The sequence below is a fragment of the unidentified bacterial endosymbiont genome (assembly GCF_918797525.1).
Taxonomy (GTDB): domain Bacteria; phylum Pseudomonadota; class Gammaproteobacteria; order Enterobacterales; family Enterobacteriaceae; genus Enterobacter.
On sequence record NZ_OU963893.1, the window covers coordinates 2,415,196 to 2,430,980 of the forward strand.

At 47.3% G+C, this 15,785-nt stretch carries 13 protein-coding genes; 5 read left to right on the top strand and 8 right to left on the bottom strand.

Annotation, left to right across the window (positions count from 1 at the left end; all coding sequences use genetic code 11):
- Positions 1-33: 33 nt before the first annotated feature.
- The 6 genes from NL510_RS11445 to NL510_RS11470 all read right to left on the bottom strand — a co-directional run bounded on the left by NL510_RS11445 (position 34) and on the right by NL510_RS11470 (position 8,434).
- Positions 34-1,497 (bottom strand): PhoPQ-activated protein PqaA family protein, encoded by a 1,464-nt coding sequence (locus tag NL510_RS11445; protein ID WP_253376632.1) that lies wholly within the window; start codon positions 1,495-1,497, stop codon positions 34-36.
- A 161-nt stretch (positions 1,498-1,658) separates the two neighbouring features.
- Complete coding sequence (locus NL510_RS11450; RefSeq protein WP_253376633.1) at positions 1,659-1,949, bottom strand: hypothetical protein; 291 nt, start codon at positions 1,947-1,949, stop codon at positions 1,659-1,661.
- Between the two features lie 241 nt (positions 1,950-2,190).
- Entirely contained in the window at positions 2,191-3,678 is a 1,488-nt protein-coding gene (locus tag NL510_RS11455) for a PhoPQ-activated protein PqaA family protein (RefSeq protein ID WP_253376635.1), read from the bottom strand.
- Positions 3,679-4,200: 522 nt separating this feature from the next.
- Positions 4,201-7,014, bottom strand: coding sequence for an inverse autotransporter beta domain-containing protein (locus tag NL510_RS11460; RefSeq protein ID WP_253376645.1), 2,814 nt, complete (start codon positions 7,012-7,014; stop codon positions 4,201-4,203).
- A 581-nt stretch (positions 7,015-7,595) separates the two neighbouring features.
- Positions 7,596-7,994, bottom strand: a complete 399-nt coding sequence (locus NL510_RS11465) for a CesT family type III secretion system chaperone (protein ID WP_253376656.1) — start codon at positions 7,992-7,994, stop codon at positions 7,596-7,598.
- Positions 7,995-8,080: 86 nt separating this feature from the next.
- Complete coding sequence (locus NL510_RS11470) at positions 8,081-8,434, bottom strand: hypothetical protein (RefSeq protein WP_253376658.1); 354 nt, start codon at positions 8,432-8,434, stop codon at positions 8,081-8,083.
- Positions 8,435-8,785: 351 nt separating this feature from the next.
- On the opposite strand from NL510_RS11470, the gene NL510_RS11475 reads away from it, so the two are divergent.
- On the top strand, positions 8,786-9,562 hold the full coding sequence (locus NL510_RS11475) for an N-acetylmuramoyl-L-alanine amidase (RefSeq protein WP_253376660.1): 777 nt from the start codon (positions 8,786-8,788) through the stop codon (positions 9,560-9,562).
- Positions 9,563-9,674: 112 nt separating this feature from the next.
- Here the strand turns inward: NL510_RS11475 and NL510_RS11480 are convergent, their stop codons facing one another.
- Complete coding sequence (locus NL510_RS11480; protein WP_253376662.1) at positions 9,675-11,135, bottom strand: SH3 domain-containing C40 family peptidase; 1,461 nt, start codon at positions 11,133-11,135, stop codon at positions 9,675-9,677.
- Between the two features lie 24 nt (positions 11,136-11,159).
- On the bottom strand, positions 11,160-11,942 hold the full coding sequence (locus NL510_RS11485; protein ID WP_436299133.1) for a DUF1460 domain-containing protein: 783 nt from the start codon (positions 11,940-11,942) through the stop codon (positions 11,160-11,162).
- A 406-nt stretch (positions 11,943-12,348) separates the two neighbouring features.
- Between NL510_RS11485 and NL510_RS11490 the strand changes: the two genes are divergently transcribed.
- The 4 genes from NL510_RS11490 (at position 12,349) to sctD (ending at position 15,785) form a co-directional block, all read left to right on the top strand.
- The gene (locus NL510_RS11490) at positions 12,349-12,492 is read left to right on the top strand and encodes a hypothetical protein (RefSeq protein ID WP_253376664.1); all 144 of its coding nucleotides are present in this window, start codon (positions 12,349-12,351) and stop codon (positions 12,490-12,492) included.
- Between the two features lie 235 nt (positions 12,493-12,727).
- The gene (locus NL510_RS11495; RefSeq protein ID WP_253376665.1) at positions 12,728-13,108 is read left to right on the top strand and encodes a pathogenicity island protein; all 381 of its coding nucleotides are present in this window, start codon (positions 12,728-12,730) and stop codon (positions 13,106-13,108) included.
- 3 nt (positions 13,109-13,111) lie between these two features.
- Positions 13,112-14,608, top strand: coding sequence for an EscC/YscC/HrcC family type III secretion system outer membrane ring protein (locus NL510_RS11500; RefSeq protein ID WP_253376675.1), 1,497 nt, complete (start codon positions 13,112-13,114; stop codon positions 14,606-14,608).
- On the top strand, positions 14,598-15,785 hold the full coding sequence (gene sctD / locus NL510_RS11505; protein ID WP_253376686.1) for a type III secretion system inner membrane ring subunit SctD: 1,188 nt from the start codon (positions 14,598-14,600) through the stop codon (positions 15,783-15,785). The genes NL510_RS11500 and sctD overlap by 11 nt, the downstream gene beginning before the upstream one ends.

Sequence of the window (15,785 nt, forward strand, 5' to 3'; positions counted from 1 at the left end):
GAATTGCGGCCTGCGGTATTACGGATAGCGTATTCAGTCCCCGACCCACAAGCGTTTACAGGCAGTCCCCAGTAACGGTGGCGCGGTATTCGGAAATTTGTCGTCAGGGGTAATATAGACCTCTGTTGTGGCTACATACCCGTCACTGAAGGTCGCTTCTATGTAAGTGGCCTGCCACCCGCCGTCGGGGGTTGTTAAGGGAATGCTGAGGGTATTACTATCTGTAGCCAGACTCAGTGGAACTGAGCTGTATTTTACATTGCATGCATAACGAAAATCCCTTGCCGCCGGATTCCTGGCTGTCCACTGTAAAACAGCTGCAGGTTTCTCTGAGAAAGTGACTGCCAGCGCATTTTTCCCCTTTTCGCTGCTCTGTACCTTTTCCGTGATATCAGGAAGCTTTCGCTTTTCCTGAAAACGATTAACAAAGGTAATCAGCGACTGCTCCGTAACGGAAAGAATTCCATAATGTGTTGAGTTGGGTACAACCCGCAGGGATTTTGAACCGGGTAGCAGACTATAATAAAAACGACTGTTGTCAGGAACATAAAACTCATCACCGCTGGCATTAATAATATATTTATCAATTTTTAAGCGATCAGCCATATCGGTAGTGAGGTAAGTAAGCGGGTCTTCCAGCGTCATCAGGCTTGCAAATTCATCCGTACCAATCAGCTGGTCAACGTTCTGTTTATAAAACGGATAAAAGGCTATCGGCCAGTTTTTTCCGTATGTTTGATATATGTGTTCAAGCGTTTGTTTAGTGTTCAGCAGATCCATAGCGAATGGAACAACGGCAGCAACATCCGGATCCGACAGCGCTGTCAGCCAGGCGGCCCAGCCACGTTTGGAGACACCGGTAACAATAAATTTAGAGATGTTCTGTTGGGTAAGTTCTTTCTTCGCCAGCCTGAACGCCTGCGATACTGACGCAGCCATAGGAATATGGAGGGATGCGTTCTGGTATTTCTGAGTATCTCCCATAAACAGTTTCCATGAATATGCCACGCTGTCATCTTCTCCCAGAGGGAGCGCGACTCCCGGATAAGTAAGTTCCTGATTAGGGACGTTACTGACAGAAATCACAACCGTACGTGTGGCAATCGCTATACGTGAAAGTTCTTCCTCGTTGAAGTTTGTGGGTGCCTCAGGGATGCCTGAGCCATTATTGTTGCTGCCGTTATTAATGACGACCAGTGCATTTTTATCTCTGGATGTATCAGGAATATAGATATCCACCCCGTTCTGCCAGCGTTCCGGAGAGACGATGTCGTGTGGAGACCAGGACTGTGAATTCAGGTTATACCTCTTTAGCATAACGCCACGAAGATGCTTTTTTTCCAGGAAAGAATAATCCAGAGGAAATGTTGCAAGAGATAGCCGATAATCAGAAATGACATGGGATAGATTAACATTTTTATTGTTTTCATCCGCGAACAATGCCAGATCGGAAGGTGAGATCGGCCCAATTGGTATATATGACGTCCTGGTTATCATCAGTAAACCTTATTAGAGTATTGCTTATCCAACTACATTTAATTTAGAGGTATCCCTGCAAAATTGCATTCTGAAAATAACGATAGGTCTGCCTCTCTATTTCCCATGAAAATGTCATGCACGTCATTAGCAATAATTAAGAGTAATGAATTCTGGTTATTTCAGTGCCGCCATGTTATCAGCCACGGTACAGCAGTCCATACGGTGGAAGTAGCGGCCAGAGCTTCAGGGGTGTCGATCAGATTATCAGCCTTATTAACACCCAACGACACACGATTGATAATTTGACCGCATTCTTCGCCAGAGGTGATGATAACAGCCGAACGAAAAATTTGGCTGACTTTCTCCAAAGTAATACTATAACTTACGTCGTTATATTTTTCTGCGCTTTCCCCACTACCAATCACTAAATATATCGGCAAGAGTAATACCATCAATGGATTTATTTTCACTATTGGCTCCGGGCTTTTTTAATAAATGCCCATTATTCTCGCAATAAATTAGGTCACTCCGATATGGGGTGTTATACCTATTTCTGAGCTCAGATAAAAAATAGCTTAGCGCCAGAGATTCATTGGATTGCGTTCGGAAAAATATTTTGGAATCCTCAATTGCATTGATAAACTAATGACTTTAGTAGACGTTACCCGGCAGCAGCTGCCGGGTTTTCGGATTCGAATTATGGTTATAACTTCACTGTTTTATGGATAGCGTATTCAGTCCCCGACCCGAAAGCGTTTTACAGGCAGTCCCTGCCGACGGTGGCGCGGTATTCGGAAATTTGTCGTCAGGGGTAATATAGACCTCTGTTGTGGCTACATACCCGTCACTGAAGGTCGCTTCTATGTAAGTGGCCTGCCACCCGGCGTCGGGGGTTGTTAAGGGAATTCTGAGGGTATTACTATCTGTAGCCAGACTCAGCGGAACTGAGCTGTATTTTACATTGCATGCATAACGAAAATCCCTTGCCGCCGGATTCCTGGCTGTCCACTGTAAAACTGCTGCAGGTTTCTCTGAGAAAGTGACTGCCAGCGCATTTTTTCCCTTTTCGCTGCTCTGTACCTTTTCCGTGATATCAGGAAGCTTTCGCTTTTCCTGAAAACGATTAACAAAGGTAACCAGCGACTGCTCCGTAACGGAAAGAACTCCATAATGTGTGGAGTTGGGTACAACCCGCAGGGATTTTGAACCGGGTAGCAGACTATAATAAAAACGACTGTTGTCAGGAACATAAAACTCATCGCCGCTGGCATTAATAATATATTTATCAATTTTAAAGCGATCAGCCATATCGGTAGTGAGGTAAGTAAGCGGGTCTTCCAGCGTCATCAGGCTTGCAAATTCATCTGTACCAATCAGCTGATCAACATTCTGTTTATAATATGGATAAAAGGCTATCGGCCAGTTTTTTCCGTATGTTTGATACATGTGTTCAAGTGACTTTTGAGTATCCAGAAGATCTATAGCGATAGGAACAACTGCCGCAACATCCGGATCCGACAGCGCTGTCAGCCAGGCGGCCCAGCCACGTTTTGAAACGCCGGTGACAATATATTTAGAGATGTTCTGTTGGGTAAGTTCTTTCTTCGCCAGCCTGAACGCCTGCGATACTGATGCTGCCATAGGAATATGGAGGGATGCGTTCTGGTATTTCTGAGTATCTCCCATAAACAGTTTCCATGAATATGCCACGCTGTCATCTTCCCCAAGAGGGGTAGCAACTCCCTGATAATCAAGTTTCTGATTAGGGACGTTACTGACAGAAATCACAACAGTACGTGTGGCAATCGCTATACGTGAAAGTTCTTCCTCGTTGAAGTTTGTGGGTGCCTCAGGGCTGCCTGAGCCATTATTGTTGCTGCCGTTATTAATGACGACCAGTGCATTTTTATCTCTGGATGTCTCAGGAATATAGATATCCACCCCGTTCTGCCAGCGTTCCGGAGAGACGACACCCTGTGGAGACCAGGACTGTGAATTCAGGTTATACCTCTTTAGCATAACGCCAGGAAGCTGTTTATTTTCCAGGAAAGAATAATCCAGAGGGAGTGACGCAAGGGATAGCCGATAATCAGAAATGACATGGGATAGATTAACATTTTTATTGTTTTCATCCACAGATAATGCCAGACTGACAGGTGAGATAAATAACATCGTTAAGCATAACGTTCTGATTTTCATTAGAAAAACCCTCAAATGGATCCAGCTTCAATTTTCAAAGACCGATAACAATGACGGTCATCAGAATTATAATGATTCGGCCTAATCGGTAAAAATAACAAACCCTTTCATGTCCTCCTGCAAAGATATTTATAGTGAATATAAGTAACAATTATTTTATTATAATATATACTTTTAGTTGAAAACAACCATCTACTGAAATATTCATAAAATTTCACCTAATCAGATAAGGATGTCGCTTACACTACATTTTTTTTAATTTGAGTAGCATAGTGTTTTCACCTTGTTTTGAATTATTACTTCGTATGTGGAAGATCTCATGTAGGCTCATGAGAATTTTTAATAACCCTCGCAAATAGTGTGGTGGTAGGTTATTCTAAGATGTCAGGTTGGCCTGTTTTCTCGTTATTCAAGCAGGAGTTGTACCGCACGCCTTTACCGCACTGAACTGTCAGGAAATGTGTATTAACATGATATATTTCAACTTCAAGCGTTCAATGAATAAATTCTGAGATCCAATCATTAATACGGTGCAAGATTTATCGATTCAGTTATAGTTGGAGCTGAAGCGCCGGGTCGTGAGAATTGAATAGATACAGCGCCTACTACGTTATACCCACACTGGTTCGAAACAGTAAGATTATAATCATAAAAGCCAGCGCCGTTTTGAATCATTGCTGTGTTTCCCCACGTTGAGATAGTTATTCGGTTTGTGTTAATACCTGCAACACCTTTGACATTAAAGCAATTTGCATCGAAGGTATATCCTGGGGCAGGCGTAAATAATATGGAAATATTTCTTGGATAAAAATTAAGTCTTTGTGACCCAGTTATATTAATGCTTTTAGATTCGATACTATACTGATCAGAGTGAATAGACGAACTCCAACTTGCCAGCAACAGCGTGGCCCGGTTCCCGCTGCTGGTCGTCATTGCCGTGTAGGTTGCCGTGTAGCTGCCGTCACCGTTATCAGTCCAGTTGCTGCCGGATTCCAGGGTCGCGTTGGGCACCGTTACCGCCCCGGCGGTCAGCGCGGCTGCCTGACCGCTCACAGGATTATCCTGCGCATCCTTCAGCGTCACCGTCACCGTCATATCTGAACCGGCAATATAGGTCGTGCTGTCCAGTCCGATGGCCGAGTTTACCGATGCCGGGCTGTCGGCGGTGATGGCATACTCACCGGACTGCGAACCCGTACTCCAGCCTGCCAGGGTCAGCGTGGCCCGGTTTCCGCTGCTGGTCGTCATTGCCGTGTAGGTTGCCGTGTAGCTGCCGTCACCGTTATCAGTCCAGTTGCTGCCGGCTTTCAGGGTCGCACCGGGCGCCGTTACTGCCTCCTCAGTCAGCGCGGCTGCCTGCCCGGTCACCGGGTGATTCTGCGCATCCTTCAGGGTCACCGTCAGCATCATCTCCTCGCCCGCCACGTAATGGCTGCGGTCCACCTCCAGCGAGGACCGGTCGGGTACCGGGGACACGTCATTAATCACTACCGTCGCCGGGGCCAGGGATTCGCCCCGCACCACAGGCGTCAGGTGCACCGTTTCCGCATCTTCTCCGGCGGTGACGGTCACCTCAAAGACACCCGGCCCCTGACGTGATGGGGATGATACCGACGCACTTTTCACGCCGGAGGCCGTTACCTCCACCTCCCCGGGCGCGACGTCCATTGCTTTCCCCTGGCCGTCCCTGATGCTCAGCGTCAGTACACTGACGCTGCTGCCATCTGCCGGCAGCGTGCTCGCCGCTGGCGTAAATTCACTGTTTATCATGCTGACTTCCGGCGCCTGCAGCGTCACCCGGGTGGTGCTCTGGTTTGAGACATTACCCCGCGTGTCCACCGCCACCGCGGTCAGCGTATAGCTGTTTACCCCATCAGGCGCGGTGTTCCACGCCGGCAGCTCTACCGCCCAGTCCGTACCGTTCTCCACGATTTTCCCCCCGGCCGCAAGCAGCGGGGCGGCAGACCAGTCAATGCGCTCCAGGCCATGCCTGGTGGTGACCGACACCCCCAGCGATTTCTGTTCACCCGCGAAGCCGGTTACCTGCCCTGCGCTGCGCAGATGAATAACGGTCTTTTTACGGTATTCCAGCACAATATTATTGTTGCGCTCCACCAGGTCATAGCGGCTGCCTGCCAGCGAGCGTAAACCCGCCACCGCCTCCGGGTTAATCTGCTGGCGCCACGGAACGCCCGGCTGATAATTCACCCCGGCCCCGAGCCGGGTGTCATTACTACCCGATTTCCCCTGCATCTGCTCTGCGCTGAAGGTTAACAGCGGGAAGGGAGTGTAATTCACGCCGCCGGTAAGGGCATACGGGTTACGCTGGCGGTTATTCGTTCCGGACAGGGCCACCTCATTGCCGTAGTACTGCTCCCAGGTCAGCGTTGCCCCAAACTGTGGCAGCGCCGGCAGCCACCCCTGCGCCCGGATATCCCAGCCGCTGGCCGGACGCGCCTGATAATCCTCAAGTTCCGGCGCATCTTTCCAGTTCGTCAGGCGGTGGTAGCTGTTAGCACTGAGCTTCAGGAAGTCACGCCCGTATTCCAGGCCCAGTCCCAGCCGGGCGTGGTCACGTGAGAGGTCATAGTCGAGGAAGGTGTTGCCCCCCACCATCCAGTCTCCCGCAAACCAGCGATACCCGAGGCCCAGGTTCGCCTGGCCCCGGTCATCGGTGCGGTGAAGGCTGCTCTGGGTGAAAACCAGACTGTCCTTTTGTTCGGACAAAGGGACAAGCAGGTCAAGCTGCGCGTTTTTGAGGGAGAGATTTCTGTCGGTGTTAAGCTGCACGCGGGCGGTGCCGGCCTGGCCAAGCCACTGCTGAATTTCCTTTTCTGCGGCCCCGGAGGCCACGCCCCGGGCCAGGGAGGCTGCCGCATCCCGCCCCGGATTATCCGCGAAAAAGTGCCCGGCCTGCGTGGCCACGCCCGCCATTTTTTGCGCCTGTGACGTATCTGCGGGCGGGCTGTCCTGCCCCTGCCACTGCACCGCAGGCAGCGGCGACAGGGGGACATCCAGTTCATCTCCCGGCTGCAGGTTTTCAAAGCTGCGGGTAAACGTGCGGAACTGATTGAGCCTGTGCAGTGCCGCCGGGCTCATGTTGTATTTTTCTGCCACGGTAGCCACGGTTTCGCCTGCCGCCAGGGTATAGACCCGGGTTCGCAGGGGTGTGGTATCAGCCTGCTGCAGGAAGCGGCCCTTTTCTGAGGCCGCAGCGATGGCCGGGGTGAAGGCTACGGTAAGCGGAAAGGCCGCCTGGAAAAATAGGGTCGCCCAAACCAACAATTCCTGATGTCTGAAAATATTATTACGGGCACGATTTTTGCCACACGTCATAGCCGACCTCATTATTAATAGTTCAACGTTGAGCGAGGGCCATCGTGCATGAATATAATTGAACAAATATTGAACGAATGCTCATTGAAATGAAACCCTTACAAAGAAAAAGAATTACCATCTATTATTTTTATTAAAATGCAAATTCATTACACTTATCTAAGCTGATGCATCCGTTGAAAACGGCAATGTCAAAAAAACGTAATGAAGAACCCTATATTGTAATATTTGAAAAATATTTTTTAGGTGAAGTAAAATCATAGGGCAGGGGATGCCCCTGTTCACAGCTAAGGAAGGTCGACGGCTGGATTAGTCATGACGTATAAAGACAAAAATTATCTGCTCCGCGACGGTTGTGACCTCTTATATTGCTTGAGTATATATTCTAAACGAGTGTCGGCATTTTTCATCAACGTGAGTGCTCGCTGTGTCAGTTTTTATGTGACCAGCATTCAGGGCCTCGCGCAGGTTGTTTAGCATCATTGTCACCACAGCAGACACCTTGCATTAAAAGAATTTACCTCATTAAGTGAAATGGCAGGTGAGTGGTCATGTCTAATCTGGTTGTGTTTTTCATGTGATCACCCCTTTCCATAAACTTCAATAGCACCCAGTAACACCTCAAAGGCCTCAATTAATATATGGATATTCGAGGCAGCAGGCAAAGTATAAAAACAACACACTTCGTCCTCATCGTTTAAAGACATTACTGCCTGTGAGTAAGCGTCACTAAGATGGCTAAATTTTAATAATTCTACTAATTCATTTCTATCATAATGTTCGATTGATCCTAAGGTTGCCAGCATGAAAAATCGCTGGGGATCTATACAGCCAAAATGAATCGTATGTGCATCATTAATTTCCAAAGAGACAACATCCTGAAAATCTTCTGGTGCAACCTCAATATCAATATCAATATCAATATGGTTTAATAATTGCTCTACAGCGTGGTGAAACTCAATACAATCATGCATTTTCATACCTTCTGTAATTGAAGTTGATGTAAGTGGATTTCAGCTTATTTGATAAGGCCGTCAATATGACCGGCCTTATCCGTATGTAATCGTCATTTCAGTGAGTGGAATTTATTGTTATTATTCATGAGGTTAATTTTATTTTTCATGAGTTCAGGTACCAATTTCTCCATTTTGATTATATAATTCAGCCTTTCATGTGCTAAAGGCCCGTTTTTTACCCGATGGAAAATCTGTTTCTTATACGTCACCCCCTCTCTTTTAAAGAGGTTTTTAGCCCGTAAAGATTGTTTTGGATGCAGGAAGACGCTAAAACGCCCGTACGTCTTAACTTTTCCGGATTTCGTTACTGCGATATACTCTTTATTGTCTTTAGCCTTGAGCGCTACGTTGTCGGACATGTTTCGTGATGCAGCGAAAGTGTTCATCGAACTGTTTATCTTCATCTCTAGTCCTCATCATGGTTGAGAATGATTATTAGCTTTATGTTGCATTTTCAAAGTACAGAATTTTTTATCGTGAAACTTTCATAAAAGGATTATTTCAAATCTTGCGTAAGGTTGTGCCACGGGGACAGAGTAGTTTTAGTAACGTTTTAGTCGTATCAAAGATAAAATTAATAGTAATGTAAATTAGCTTAAAAAATGAAGTCAACCTCCCACGCAACAGAAAATCTTACAGAAGAATTGTAATGACATCACAAAAACATTCATAATGTTCCCGGCATTGATTTTGTATACGTTGTGTTGACATAAGCTCTGATACTAATGGTACGCACATTATGAAAAGGAGATGTTATGTACCCAATTGATTATAATAGTTTCCGTTCAGTTAAGAGTTTTAACCGCCGTGTTCGCTTTCTTGTTATGCATTACACGGCAGCTGGCTTTAAGGCATCTGTTGCCGCACTGACCGGGCCCTCGGTCAGTGCTCATTATCTCATTCCCGATCCTTCTGAAAAAACCTATATTGAAGCGGGTTTCAAGGATATGCGGATTTTCAACCTCGTTGATGAAAATGACCGTGCCTGGCATGCAGGTGTAAGTTCATGGGCCGGTCGCAGTAATCTCAATGATACGGCTATAGGTATAGAAATCGTTAATTTGGCTACCGATAACAATGGGAATTTCAATTTCCCACCCTATCATCCAGAGCAAGTTTTAGCCCTGGAGCAGCTCGCCTATAACATCATTCAGAGGTATCCCGATATCACGCCGACCAATGTGGTCGGGCATAGCGATATCGCCCCTGGACGAAAAAGCGACCCTGGTGCGGCTTTCCCGTGGAAAGATCTGTACGACGCAGGGGTAGGTGCCTGGTATGAAGAATCGACCATGGCGCGTTATCAGGCGGAGTTCAGTAGGTCCTTACCCGCTAAAGCCGATATTGTTGCGAAGTTAAAAACCTATGGATATGACACATCAGGTGCAGTAACAGAACGTGGGTATACTAATTTGATCCGCGCATTTCAGCTTCACTTCAGACAAAAGAATTACGATGGTATCGCTGATGTTGAAACCACAGCAATTCTTTATGCATTAGTTGACAAGTATTTCCCTAAAGCAAAGGCGTAGGGGGGATCGTCCTTAATCTGTACATATGACGATTTTCAGCCCTTGCTTGTTTTTTAAAATTTCCTGGAGCTTTGCTCCAGGAAATTTTTTTTGGCTGGTGCTGCAGAACTCACTATTCGATAAAACCCAGCTTAAATTGTGACTTATCTGCTAATGATGTCAGCTCGGGTTGCTCCGGGTAAGAGGCGAGAAGAGGTAAAAATACAGCGCCGCCAATAATACTTCGACGACTGGAATCCGCGGGGCGCAACCCCCATATATTCTGGTATGTCATCGGTACCTTCTGGCCATTAATAGTCGCATTACCGATATACAGCATGATATGTCCCGGGACGTATACCAGTGTGGTAAACGGCTTACCGTGTTCAGTCAGATAACGTAATCGGCCGATGATAGTTTCCTGGCTGAGATCGACAATTCGGTTGGCGGCCTGTATCTGTGACGCCGAATTTCTGGGGAAAAATAGACCAAAGGGCATCATCAGACTGAGGATTTCAGCCGAGCAGTCATTATAGAAGTTATAATTTCCCCAGCCATAGGGCCTGCCGTGCATCGAGCCCATCACTATAGCGAGATTACCGGGCGTCATTTTCCATGGCATGGCGACAAACGCCTCTTTTTTCAGTATGACCTGGCGGATCTCTGCGCCGCCGTCACTGTTACGCAGTGGCACAGAAACGTCAAAAAATTCACCCTGACGCTTCCTGAAGGGCAGAATAGTGCCGGGACGGGCTGTGAAATAAAACTGTTGTGGATCATGAACTGACACTGGCTCTTTGATAAATGCCCCCAGGTTGTTTGCCGCCAGCGTCAGCCATTCATTAACAAAGTGTTTATCTGCCCACGCAATATCTTCGCTTTGCACCCACCCGGTGACAGTAGGGGATAAGAGGTATTTCCAGCGTTTGTCACGACTGTCGGTCAACACATATACAGGGGTGCCGGGGCGAAGAGATGAATCCTGGAGATTGTCAAAGGGATATCCTTGTCCGGCCTTGCGCGGATCGTCAAAAGCCGGATCTGCAGTCGGAAGTATCCTGACCCGCGTTTCTCTGACCGTAATCCCCCGTGCCGAAGGGTGATAAACGCGGTCAATGGCGGTGCCTGCATTGTCGCGTACCTCACGTTTCCAGCGTTCCGGGTGGATCCTGAAGTTCTCACCCCAGGAGACACTGTTCTCATCAAGAAACTTTCTTATTGCCGCATCACGGGAATCTTCAACTTCCTCGCGAAGAACCGATGCAATATATACCGGATTCCAGGGGGATAGATCGCGCGCGGCCATTCCAAAATACCGGGATTTTAGTTCAGAAAAATGGCGTAACTGTGTCTCAGTATCCATCACTGGTATGTGCAAATGCGGGCCGGAGGGTATCCATTTTTCGACAGACTGCGGGTAATTCCCCAGCGGGAACAATGATTTGGTCGGATCGATATAAGCTGCCGACGCCCTGTCGGCAGTAGTGACGTTCTTTATTGCTGGCTCGAGTGGCGAGGTGTGGCATGCAGATAACAGCAGGGGAACAATCAGGCAAAGGGATTTAATACTTTCAGCTTTCTGATTTAATTTCATTCATCGGCTCCGGTAATGTCCGCGTCACTTAGACCGCAGTACGACGATACCCGGTTTCGCGCGCATGTATTCCAGGAACGGTGAATCCACTACTTTTCTGTTTGCAGCCAGCGAGGAGGCATTTCTGAACCAGACCTCTCCATTATGGCGAACCACGATACCTACATGTGAAACGTCCAGACCATCAAGCGTGGAATAGACACCGACATAATCTCCGGTTTCCAGACGGTCAAGCACCTGCTGATTAATCGCGTTTGCGGGAATGTAATTTATCTTTCGGTGATGAATGCCCAGACCCGGAACGTATTCGCCGCCATCCGGTTTACGATTGAGCTGTTTATTAGCCACGGCATAGTCTGGGCTGATCTCCGGTGTGATGTCACTGGCATTTTGCGGGGCAGTGGCGAACCAGTCAGAAAAGAAGTGGCGGCGGCTGAGATAGTCAACATTCCCTTCGCTATAGCGAACCTGCGCCAGATTATGCAGAAATGATTTTTGATCATGGCTGCGGGACAGGGCTTCAACGTAATCAGCCACGGTAAAGCAGTCTACGCCGTTGAAATTAGCGACAAGCGCTTCGGGAGTGTCAGGGCCCCCAATGAGGGTATTTGCCTTATAGGGCGTATCGAGGAAAGCCGTTGATACACGGCTGATAATTTCCCCGCGATCCTCACCGGAAGAAGGGATGACATCCGAACGGATAATTTGACGGACTTTTTCAGCCGTTACGCTGTCCATAATGGTCTGATATTTTTCTGCGCTTTTCGCGCTGCAGGTCGTGATATAGGCTAACAAGAGAGACGCCATCAATACATTTATTTTCATCATGATCTCCGGGACTTAAACAAGGCCCGGCATCATCGCAATCAGGTGATATAATTTAATATAGGGTTTTTTACTGATATTTTGACGAGTGTGTAAAAAGGTTCAAGGCTCTAAGGGGGGTAACGTTAAGCGAGTGTCTTGAAGAATATAGTACTTAAATGAAATGCAAGGTTATAACCTGATGCTCGTGGTAGGGCTTAAATGGCACCCTATATATGTATATTTTATGTCTGGAGCCTGGTGCTATTCCTCTTTTTTTACCCTCTTACCATTAGCATTAACAAAAAATAACAATCCCCAATGAAATCAACTATATTGATTAGCCTGTTAACCTTATTCCTTTTAATGTGTGGGCCACTGCGTATTATTGTCATGGAAAATTTGCGCAATGTTGGCGAAATGTCTCTTTCGCCGCGAGTTTACTTACACTGCAGTACGACTGGCTGTCGTTATCATCGTCTGGTTCTTCTGGCTGAGAAGCCCGCTGGCTCCTGATTACGTTACCGCTCCCGACCGCTCCCGCTCACCATAATGTCAGCGCCGAACAGAACGTGCTGTCGCTCAAGCATAGCCTGACGAAAGAACATGAAAAAGGAGTGTGAAATGTTATCTCCGGGAAGTTATAAAAAACAATTAAACTTATGTAATAAGGTGAATTGTGGGGATTTTTGATGAAATCTGAAAGGGGTAAGGTTAATTGCCGATAGACGCAAAAGCATTTCTCTCTGAATATGTCGCTGCAAGTTGATTCAGGAGAATAGGGAAAGATGTTTGATAAGTTGAAAGGGATTTCCTTTCTGGATGATCTTTATGTGTCCCATACCGATGTGGTAGCCAGAATGAATCTGGCCAAGCGGCCCGCCCGGGGATATTTCTGTTCTCTTTCAATGGTTTTGGCAATATTTATTGATGTGCCAAATTTTTTTACCGTTGATGCAGCAAAGTATATCACGGTACTTATTTCAGGCCAGCCAAACATGCATGATTACTCACTAATGCTCACACCAGAAGGGGCCTGGTTGTGTCGCAGTTACGATAAAAATATAACCGTTAAACAAATGGAGAAAGATATGCAGAATCATCTGGCGCTGACCTGTTGTCTGAGCCGATTAGTCACTGGTATGAAAGATGATAAAAAAAATAAATAAACTATGAAAATCTGTTCATTAACCGTTGGTATTTTAGGATTGTTTCTCCTGCCCGCCATGTCGGCTGAAAGTCAGACATTAACCTGGAAAGAACAAGATTTTTCTGTTCGGGCGCGCAATTTACCCTTAAGGAATCTGTTAGAAAACCTTGCGGAAAACTACAATACCCCCGTGCACATTGATCCGTCTGTTAATGGAACATTTAGCGGTGCGATATGTCCTGATGACCCATTAACGATTTTGAAAAATCTTTCAGCACAGTATAATTTGATAAGTTGGTATGACGGAAATACGTTGTTTATTTACCCGCAGTCCTGCTTTATACATCGGGTAATTACATTGAAAACGCTGCCTGTCAAATCTTTCTTACAATATCTCAAAGATCGGAAGGTAATTAGCCCTTACGCCTGTGATATTCGCCGGATACCAGATGTCAATGCGGTTGATGTCAACGGCGTACCAGCCTGTATCACGCGTATCACCCAACTCTCTTCCATGCTGGATAATGATCTGACTCGCAGACAGGGCGAAGCGGTCAGCGTAGCGGTATATCCCCTCAAATATGCCACAGCCACGGATGAAAATTATCAGTATCGCGATCAAACCGTGGTGTTGCCCGGAATCGTTAGTGTGCTGCGTGAGATGGGGCGCGCCAGTGTCACTACAGCAGGTACCGCTGCGGTGACCCAGGATACAGGATTGCCTCTTTTTTCCGCAGATTCACGTCAGAATGCGGTGATTGTTCGCGATCGCACAACAAATATGGCCAGCTATCGCAAGCTGATTCAGGAACTGGATGTGCGGCCCCAGATGATTGAAATTTCAGTGAGCATTATCGATGTGGATGCAGGCGTGCTCAGTCAATTGGGTATCGACTGGAGCGCGGCTGTTTCTTTAGGTGGCAATAAAATATCATTTAATGCTTCAGGCGGCACCGACAGTGGATTTTCGGCGATCATCGATAATACATCCGGATTTATGGCACGCCTGACAGCGCTGGAGAAAAACTCTCACGCCTATATTTTATCGCAGCCATCGGTTGTGACGCTGAACAATATTCAGGCGGTGCTGGATCGTAATATTACCTTTTACACCAAACTTGAGGGGGATAAAGTCGCGAAGCTTGAATCTATCATCACTGGATCGCTTCTGCGCGTTACGCCCCGGCTTCTTAATGAGAACGGTGAGCAACGTATTATGCTGAGCCTCAATATTAAGGATGGGCAACAAAACCCGCCACTTGATAAATCTGAACCCTTACCCATGATACAAAGCTCCGAAATCGCCTCGCAGGCCACCCTTGTAAACGGGCAAAGCCTGTTACTGGGCGGCTTTAAACAAGATAAACAGCTACAAACGGAGAAAAAGATCCCTCTGTTAGGGGATATACCCGGCCTCGGCCGCCTGTTCCGAAACGATATTAACCAGACGCAAAGCGTAATACGGCTGTTTCTCATAAAGGCAACCGTTGCTAACGGTGGCATGCATCATGAGCGTTAAATGGAAAATCCGTTTTCTGGGAGGAGAATTACATGGCCGTGAGGTATGGATTACCGATAACCAGTTAACAATAGGTGAGCGAGATTGCGATCTCTGTCTCCCCCTTGATAATGAAGGACATATCGTCTTTCGCGTTATTGATGACAGCTTATATATTGACGCGACTTCTCCTTGTATAAAGGTGAATGGACGAAAACATCGTGCCAATAATCCGCTGCCTCAGGAGGGCGTGATACAGGGTATGGGAATCGCCCTGGCGTTTGGCAATCAGGATGCTTCGCTTTCACGTTATCGTCCGCCGTCCGGCATGCATTTAATGCGCCGCTGGCTTGGGGCAGCAGTGGCGGCTATTGGCATGACGGTAGCCTTTTTAACGTTGGGTAACAGTGTAGATATGCAGGAGACGACTCAGGAGCGTGTTAAAACCGTGTTTAAGCAGCCCGGGCTGGAGCAACTCAATACGATCTGGAGCCCGGAGGGAACCTTGCACATTGAGGGATATGTTAAGGAGTGTGAGACAGTACGGACCTTACGCCAGAAGCTTAATGAGCTGGACGTCTTGTATCAGGACAGCGTGATTTGTGCAGGGGAGCTGGAAAATACGGTTCATGACCTGCTGGTACAGGAAGGCTACGTCGACGCCATTGTGAGCAGCCCAAAGCCCGGAGAGGTCCTGATCCAGGGTGATATCTCTAGCGGTAAGCGCTGGGATAACGTTCAGTCACTGCTCGCAGATATTCCAGGGCTTAAGAGCTGGAAAACAGACAACCCTCACAGGATCCAGGCGCAAACCTTGATTGATTCATTAATCGACGGCGATATGGCGCATTTGGTCAGCGTGACGGCTGTGGGCAAGAAATTTGTTATCAGCGGAGTGCTCAGCGCCAACCAGTTGCAGACCATGGATACTATTCTGGTGAAAGTGCGCAAACAATGTCCTGAGATCAAGCTTAATTACCAGAGTATCCCTTTCTCACGGGAAGGAACGAATCCCTTGATTTCGTCCGCGACAGCCATTGTCCACGGGAAAAAAGGCATCTATCTGCTCTTAAAGAATGGTACGCGCTTGCAGGTTGGAAGCCTGCTACCGGATGAAAGCCGGGTGGTCGCCATAAATGAAAAAACTATTGCGGTTCGGGGGAGTGAAACCCTGAAAAACTATCCTTTGAATCTTTGA

Coding starts and splice junctions, on each gene's coding strand:
- NL510_RS11485 (WP_436299133.1), bottom strand. CDS start 11,942: ATGGCGTCTCTCTTGTTAGCCTATATCACGACCTGCAGCGCGAAAAGC.
- sctD (WP_253376686.1), top strand. CDS start 14,598: ATGAGCGTTAAATGGAAAATCCGTTTTCTGGGAGGAGAATTACATGGC.
- NL510_RS11495 (WP_253376665.1), top strand. CDS start 12,728: ATGTTTGATAAGTTGAAAGGGATTTCCTTTCTGGATGATCTTTATGTG.
- NL510_RS11470 (WP_253376658.1), bottom strand. CDS start 8,434: ATGAAGATAAACAGTTCGATGAACACTTTCGCTGCATCACGAAACATG.
- NL510_RS11480 (WP_253376662.1), bottom strand. CDS start 11,135: ATGAAATTAAATCAGAAAGCTGAAAGTATTAAATCCCTTTGCCTGATT.
- NL510_RS11500 (WP_253376675.1), top strand. CDS start 13,112: ATGAAAATCTGTTCATTAACCGTTGGTATTTTAGGATTGTTTCTCCTG.
- NL510_RS11445 (WP_253376632.1), bottom strand. CDS start 1,497: ATGATAACCAGGACGTCATATATACCAATTGGGCCGATCTCACCTTCC.
- NL510_RS11460 (WP_253376645.1), bottom strand. CDS start 7,014: ATGACGTGTGGCAAAAATCGTGCCCGTAATAATATTTTCAGACATCAG.
- NL510_RS11475 (WP_253376660.1), top strand. CDS start 8,786: ATGTACCCAATTGATTATAATAGTTTCCGTTCAGTTAAGAGTTTTAAC.
- NL510_RS11490 (WP_253376664.1), top strand. CDS start 12,349: ATGTTGGCGAAATGTCTCTTTCGCCGCGAGTTTACTTACACTGCAGTA.
- NL510_RS11455 (WP_253376635.1), bottom strand. CDS start 3,678: ATGAAAATCAGAACGTTATGCTTAACGATGTTATTTATCTCACCTGTC.
- NL510_RS11465 (WP_253376656.1), bottom strand. CDS start 7,994: ATGAAAATGCATGATTGTATTGAGTTTCACCACGCTGTAGAGCAATTA.